The sequence below is a fragment of the Haladaptatus rarus genome, from assembly GCF_054177585.1.
Window position 1 is genome coordinate 69,864 of sequence record NZ_JBPEHG010000020.1, and the last position, 6,000, is coordinate 75,863.

Genomic DNA, 6,000 nt, shown 5'->3' on the forward strand with positions numbered 1-6,000 from the left:
CCTGCTACGCGTTGGTGGAAATCTACTAGACGGTTGTCCGCTGTGTTTACTTCTCGAAACAGAGGGCTTGAGTGGCTAGATGGGTCGCATCGTCGCGAGGTTGAGCGATGAGCTTCGCGGAAGTGCTGCCGCTGGCGATGGTGATGATCACAGGCCCACAGATACTGACCCCGATCTTCCTTGCCACGAGCGAGCGGTGGCGCGCCAACTCGGCGGCCTTCGTTTTCGGTGCCTCCCTCTCTATCAGTCTCATCGTCGTTCTCGCGTACCTCGTCGGAAACCGTCTCAGTGGGAGCGGCAGTCTACTAGGTGCGACCGCACAGCAACTGCTCTATCTCGCCGTCCTCGCGCTCCTTCTCTATGCAGCGGTGGATACCTACCGAACGCGGAACGTGTCAGAGCCGCCTGAATGGATGGGGAAGCTAGCGAATGCGGCACCTGCGTTCTCGGTGAAACTGGGGTTCCTCCTGTTGGGTTTCTTCCCGACGGACATCGTCACCTCGGTGAGTGTCGGGACGTACCTCGCGGCAAACGGCGACCCGGTCACGGACGCAGCAGGATTCGTCCTGCTCACTCTGTTCATTTTATCACTGCCATCGCTCAGCGTGCTCCTACTCGGAGAACGAGCAGAAGCCGTGCTTCCATCGATTCGTGGCTGGATGTACGACAACTCCTGGGTCATCTCTGAGGCGGTTATCGTCCTCTTTGTCGTCCTGACGCTCCAGAACCTCCTCGGATAGCCGTTTGTGCTCTCTAGTGAGAGCGCTCTCACTCATTGGCTGCAATCCGGACTCGAGGTCTATCTTTAAACAGCGAGAGAATCCCGCCGTTCACGGCGGGCGTGAATCGCGGAGGCTTTGTGACGCACCCGCCGTCGGTTGCATGAGCGACACCCAAACGCTTCGTACACACCGTGACAAACGCAATATTACGGGTTCCGCCGTCTCCCCACCGGATGCGAACCGCGGGAGACGGGCGCATACCACCCATGTCTGCGGCGCGCGGGAAGCCCGGTCAAAAGGTGTGAACCGCGCCGGTTGAACGTGCCGTGCGGCATGACCGCTTGGGAGAGAGCCGCGTTGAGAAACCGCGCGGCAATGACTCGCCTGCGGATGGGAGCGCCCGTGACAGCGCCTTAAGACGCTCCTGAGCGAGGGTCGAAACCCGCCCCGCCGACCTCGGGAGAGTCAGTGTTGAAACCTGCTCGGCATCGGGCTGGGTTTCCTCCTGTATGGGGACGCCTCGTCGTTTACGACGGGGGAGGATGTCACAATGACTTCAGTCGCCAGATTGCCCAGTGGTTCCGCAACCAAAAGTAAGAAACCATCACGTCCTTTGTAGGCTGTTTTCTGTTTGTGCGCGCCGGATCTCGTGGGCGACATTAAACAGCGTCTGATACTCGATGAAACTAATATGTTTGAATACAAAGGAGTCGATTCTGGTGTTAGCTCGTGATCACTATCAGAAGTTCATCGAAGTTTAAATATTGAATCCTGGCGAGGCCGCGTACACAGACAGAGCGGGAGGGACTACGACGTGCGAAGGTAGCAGGTAGTATTCGGTACTAGTGAGAATGACTGGGCTCATCGGTGATCGGTCAGATTCCGTATACGGAATATTTTCGGTGTTTGACCAACAAGACCAGCAGCAGTCCTTGACTATCTACTTGTTCGACCCTGTGGCACTGTCTAGATAGGGAAAACCAAGCGATAGCGGTAAGATGGAGGGGATTTTATGCACTGTTCGTAGTAACTGATTCTTGAGAGTGAGATCGGCTGCATCGTGAGAAGACTGAATTCAATTGTTTCACCGAAAACCTCGTCATAATGAGACGAGAGGGATTCGTTAGCCACTCACGGGAGAGACGTTGAACCGCCACTCTACACCAGAATCGCTTAACTAGACAGTACTTGATGGGTGATTTCTCCATCGAGAGTGCAGAAGCTCTCGTGCAGGCTGAGGATTGAGGAATTGACTACCTCCCGGTCGGGCGGTTTCTGTGAGACGGAGAGGGCTCTAATGGTACTTCAACTGTCAATTTATTGGTCCGGATTCTATATACCAAAGGAGAAACTCATAATATGACAGAACCGCCGTGCAAGATGTAAGGGTAAGTCCAGTACGGTGGTCCCATTGGATTCAGAACGACCCGACTGAAACAGCCTCGAGGTGGCTCTGCGATTCAGTGTGGGCTGCTTCGAACAGACTGCCGCTTCGTCATGGTGTAACCTAGTCGTCGGCGCGGATGATCGTTTCAGTGGCGTTGTGTTTGAACTCCGCCCCGCCGCACGCCGGGCACTCATCCCGATGGGGTACATATGTCCCTTCTTCCTGAAACGCCTGCACGAACTCGCCGCACGCCCGGCACATCACGAACTCCATCAGGTGCCCACCACGCTGGCGGGGAGGGTGTGCCACTCCGGCGGCAGATGCTCGCAGACGCGTGCCGTCTGTGTCCGGGCGTCGTACTCGATGAACCCTGCCGCAGCCAACTTCGGTAGTGCCACGTGGTGCAGTTTGATGGCGATGCGTCTCCGGTCGTCGGCGGTTTCGTCGTGGTCGATAAGCTCGTCGACGAGGTCCTCAACCGAGGCGACGTCGTCATCACCGGCCAGCAGATACCGCAGGGCCTGGCGCCGGTACGCGCTGGCCAACACGTCGCAGACGGTAGTCAGTGTGTCGTACTCAGTCGGGGGTGCGTTCATATACACCCTGTAGTGATCCACTCTCGTTTAGCCCTGTTGTTGAAGCATCAATCCTTATTTATGCGGGTGGTGTCACCGGAGGTCGCGTGCGGACGTGAGCAATACCTGTTGGAGAATCTTCTCGTTCCCGCGGCGAATCCGATTGGAGACGGCCTGCTCGCTGATACCCAATTCCTCGGCGAGGGCGTCAAGGCTGACTTCTCGGGGGGTGGCGAAGTACCCCCGCCGGGCGGCGAGGACCAGTGCCTCGCGCTGCTCCTGCGAGAGGTCGAATCGGTGGCCACGTTCGGTCGTTTCGGTCAAGGTGTACGTGCGGTCGATGTGAATCTGGATGTCGTATTCGAGGATGAAATTGTGAAAGAGCGAGAGCTTGTCGTGGTCGGGGAAGCGCAGCCGAAACTTCCACTGTTCGTTGCCGTGGGCTTCGAGGACGACTGCGTCCGCCACCGCGATCCCTTCGGTGAGGTCGGTCGGATCATCTGTCCACTCGATCCGATACAGGACGCTATCTCTGACCCTGTCGAGCGCGAGGGATTCCTTGACCGCTGGATGGGCCTGAACTTGCGCCTCGAAGTCGTCGTGGCCGTCGCCGGTCGCCCAGATGAACGGCATGATCATGGGGCCCGTCGGAACGATGCGTTCGAGTTCGAGGTGCATATTTGGGGTTCCCGAGAGGACCTCCCCAAGCTGGAAGTCCTGGCTGTCGATGGTGAACTCCAAGATGACACTCATGTCTCGTCAAACGGGAGCCAGCAATGTAGGGTTTCTCGCCACGGGGTGGTTGGGTTCGTGGATTACATGGCGTTCCCCGTAGCTGGCGGTCGATGTGCTGTATACGCACTGTGTATTCAGCGCGAGTGCGATGACCTCCCCAGTCACTGTCAGAAATGCCGTGCTGAATAGAGAGAATGAGTTCAGCACGGCGGGTTCGTTTGTTTCACGCTTAAAGCGGTGAACCGCCTGCTCAGTGGACCTGCCTATTGTGCGTTTGACCGCTCTTAAGTGTCTGAGTTCGGCAGGTTTCGATAGAGTCGCAATTTAAAACAGTACGAGGCGTACTAATTTCACATGTACAGAACAATTATTGGTCTCATCGGAGTCATCATCGCGTTGTTTCCAGCGAAGATTCGCTACCTCTATGAGCAATTTGCTCTCAAGGACCCTGAGGAGGCCAACGCGAAGCCCTGGTTCACTCCCGCGATCAGAGCAGAAGGGATCGTCTTCCTACTCGTCAGCATTGCCGGGGGAAAAGCATACACTGCATCGATGTACGTTCTCGGAATTGCGGGAGCTGTCGCACTCTTTATTCCGAAGCAGGCGCTCAAATTGAGCGAGAACTACGCCTACGAACGACCGGAGACGATAGAGTGGAACGAGGGACTGGTTCCGGTGATCCGTTGCTTCGGATTGGTTTACCTTCTTGTCGTGCTCGGCGCACTCTCCAAGCGAAACCGGGATACTGATAGCTCCTGATCGGTGAACCGATACCCTTCTCATCGGTACGTACCACCGAAATTTGGAAGATCGTGTGGCCAATATACGTTCTGAGTTCAGCACACAGTACATGGGCTGTCTAATTCTTGTAAGAAACGAAGTGACCGACTCAGAGGATAAGTTCAGCATATGCCCGTCGGTAGAAGAGGACAGACGAGTCGATATTCGATATCGCGGCGATTCAGTCGCCCGAAGCGTCAAGACCGATATCCGCGCGTTTGCCTCACTCAGCCGGCTGAGCTGCGGGGAATTGATAACTCCCGTTGATGATGGGCTTGCGCGGTTCGTAGAGCCGAACCATGTAGTTCCATCCCTCTGGTATGTAGAGGAAATTCGGCTGGTCGGGGTCACCACCGAAATGGATCGTCACGCTGCCGTCATCGTCTCGCTCTGCGGTCACGTTGTTGACCGAATACGCGTCGTACTTGTTCTTCTCGAGATACCAGTCGTCGTTGTAGACGGTAATCGACCAGAATGCATCGACGGGCACGTCCTCGACGGTGAGCGTGTGTGGCGTCGTGCCGTTGTTCTGGGCGGGCGTCCGTGAGAGAATTAATGCTTCCGACGGTTCCGGAACGCCGGTCCACCCTGCCGTACTGGCAATGAAAAATTTCACGGGGTCGACCTGGCCGACGTCACCAAACGCGTCTGAGAAGTCATCTAGCGTGAGTCCGACTGTTATGAGCGCGTCGTTGAGTTGTTCGTATGATTGTGGATCCCAGTTGGGAATCTCGAACGACCCTGCCGACGACTGCTCCACGCCGATATCGTCCTGGAGTTGCCGGGCTTGTTGCACGTCGTCCGGGTCGTCAGGATCAACAAACGTGCGAACCCCGACGCCGGCATACCGAGTGCCTGTGATGTCTTGTGTTATCGTGTACTCGCCGGGGTCGGTGGCGTACAGTTTCACGTACTGGTCCTCGTTCTGGACGTTCATCGACTGGTAGCGGTCACCGCTATCTGGGAACGTGATGGTGACTGGCTCGGTCAGATCGAACACCCCCATTGAGTAGAGCGTGTCACGATTCTCTTGGATGCTCAGCTGATTCTCGATAGGGGCAAGGCTTCTGAGATGATCGAACTGTCCAAATCCGCCACGGTTGACGGCTGTCTGAAACGCAGTATGACAGTTGGCGCGTGGGTAGTTCTCCCACGTCACCGGGACTGACTCGTCATTGTCTGTCGTCTGTTGCTGCACCTGGTGGGCGGCCGGATTCGGGCTGTCTCGGTGTGCGCTGGCGCTACCGACGCCCATCGCGAGTAAGCCGGCAAGACCTGTTCCGCGAAGTGCGGTTCGACGTGTTGCCTGCAGCGGTTCGAATTCCGTTTCAGTCGTTTTGTTGTGTGTGTCTTTGTCCATGGCTCATGTCCCTCATTCTCTCGTGCGGTTCCCAACAGTACTGCTTCACTCAACTTGCACCCCATACGACAGACCCATAGAAAAAAGAGAAGGACTGTTAATCGAGGGTATCGTCGCTGGAAAGAGCGTTAATGATCCATACATGGCACGATTCGAACGGTCTCCCTTGGCAAATGCCGCCAGAAAGCCGTGTCCAAACGACATAACAAACCACGATTGGCCTGCTTTCTTACTGGAATAAATCTGCCTATCAAGCTCGCCTATTCACGCGGGTATCCTACGATTTTCGGGTGAATTCTACGGTTCTCCTATTTAATGTTATGGCTCTGGTGAATCACTAGACTGCGTCGATCTCGACCGTTAGAGCTAGGGAAGTGAAGCGGGAAACCGTCGATGCCTATGTCGAAAATCTCCCGCTTCACGAGCAAAGCGGTCACGTTG

6 protein-coding genes are annotated in these 6,000 nt (G+C 56.0%); 2 read left to right on the plus strand and 4 right to left on the minus strand.

Features of this window, described 5'->3' with window-relative positions:
- Nucleotides 1-107 precede the first annotated feature (107 nt).
- Nucleotides 108-740, plus strand: coding sequence for a GAP family protein (locus ACR3FE_RS24740; protein ID WP_458210511.1), 633 nt, complete (start codon nucleotides 108-110; stop codon nucleotides 738-740).
- Between the two features lie 1,489 nt (nucleotides 741-2,229).
- On the opposite strand, the gene ACR3FE_RS24745 is transcribed toward ACR3FE_RS24740, so the two are convergent.
- The 3 genes from ACR3FE_RS24745 to ACR3FE_RS24755 all read right to left on the minus strand — a co-directional run bounded on the left by ACR3FE_RS24745 (nucleotide 2,230) and on the right by ACR3FE_RS24755 (nucleotide 3,437).
- Complete coding sequence (locus ACR3FE_RS24745) at nucleotides 2,230-2,370, minus strand: hypothetical protein (protein WP_458210512.1); 141 nt, start codon at nucleotides 2,368-2,370, stop codon at nucleotides 2,230-2,232.
- Between the two features lie 11 nt (nucleotides 2,371-2,381).
- Nucleotides 2,382-2,705 carry a DUF7344 domain-containing protein gene (locus ACR3FE_RS24750; protein ID WP_458210513.1) on the minus strand — a complete coding sequence of 108 codons (324 nt, stop codon included), beginning with the start codon at nucleotides 2,703-2,705 and terminating at the stop codon, nucleotides 2,382-2,384.
- 72 nt (nucleotides 2,706-2,777) lie between these two features.
- Entirely contained in the window at nucleotides 2,778-3,437 is a 660-nt protein-coding gene (locus ACR3FE_RS24755) for a helix-turn-helix domain-containing protein (protein WP_458210514.1), read from the minus strand.
- 336 nt (nucleotides 3,438-3,773) lie between these two features.
- Here ACR3FE_RS24755 and ACR3FE_RS24760 point away from each other — a divergent pair, with 336 nt between their 5' ends.
- Entirely contained in the window at nucleotides 3,774-4,178 is a 405-nt protein-coding gene (locus ACR3FE_RS24760; protein ID WP_458210515.1) for a hypothetical protein, read from the plus strand.
- Between the two features lie 244 nt (nucleotides 4,179-4,422).
- Here ACR3FE_RS24760 and ACR3FE_RS24765 read toward each other — a convergent pair whose 3' ends face one another.
- Complete coding sequence (locus ACR3FE_RS24765; RefSeq protein ID WP_458210516.1) at nucleotides 4,423-5,559, minus strand: DUF1214 domain-containing protein; 1,137 nt, start codon at nucleotides 5,557-5,559, stop codon at nucleotides 4,423-4,425.
- Nucleotides 5,560-6,000: the final 441 nt, after the last annotated feature.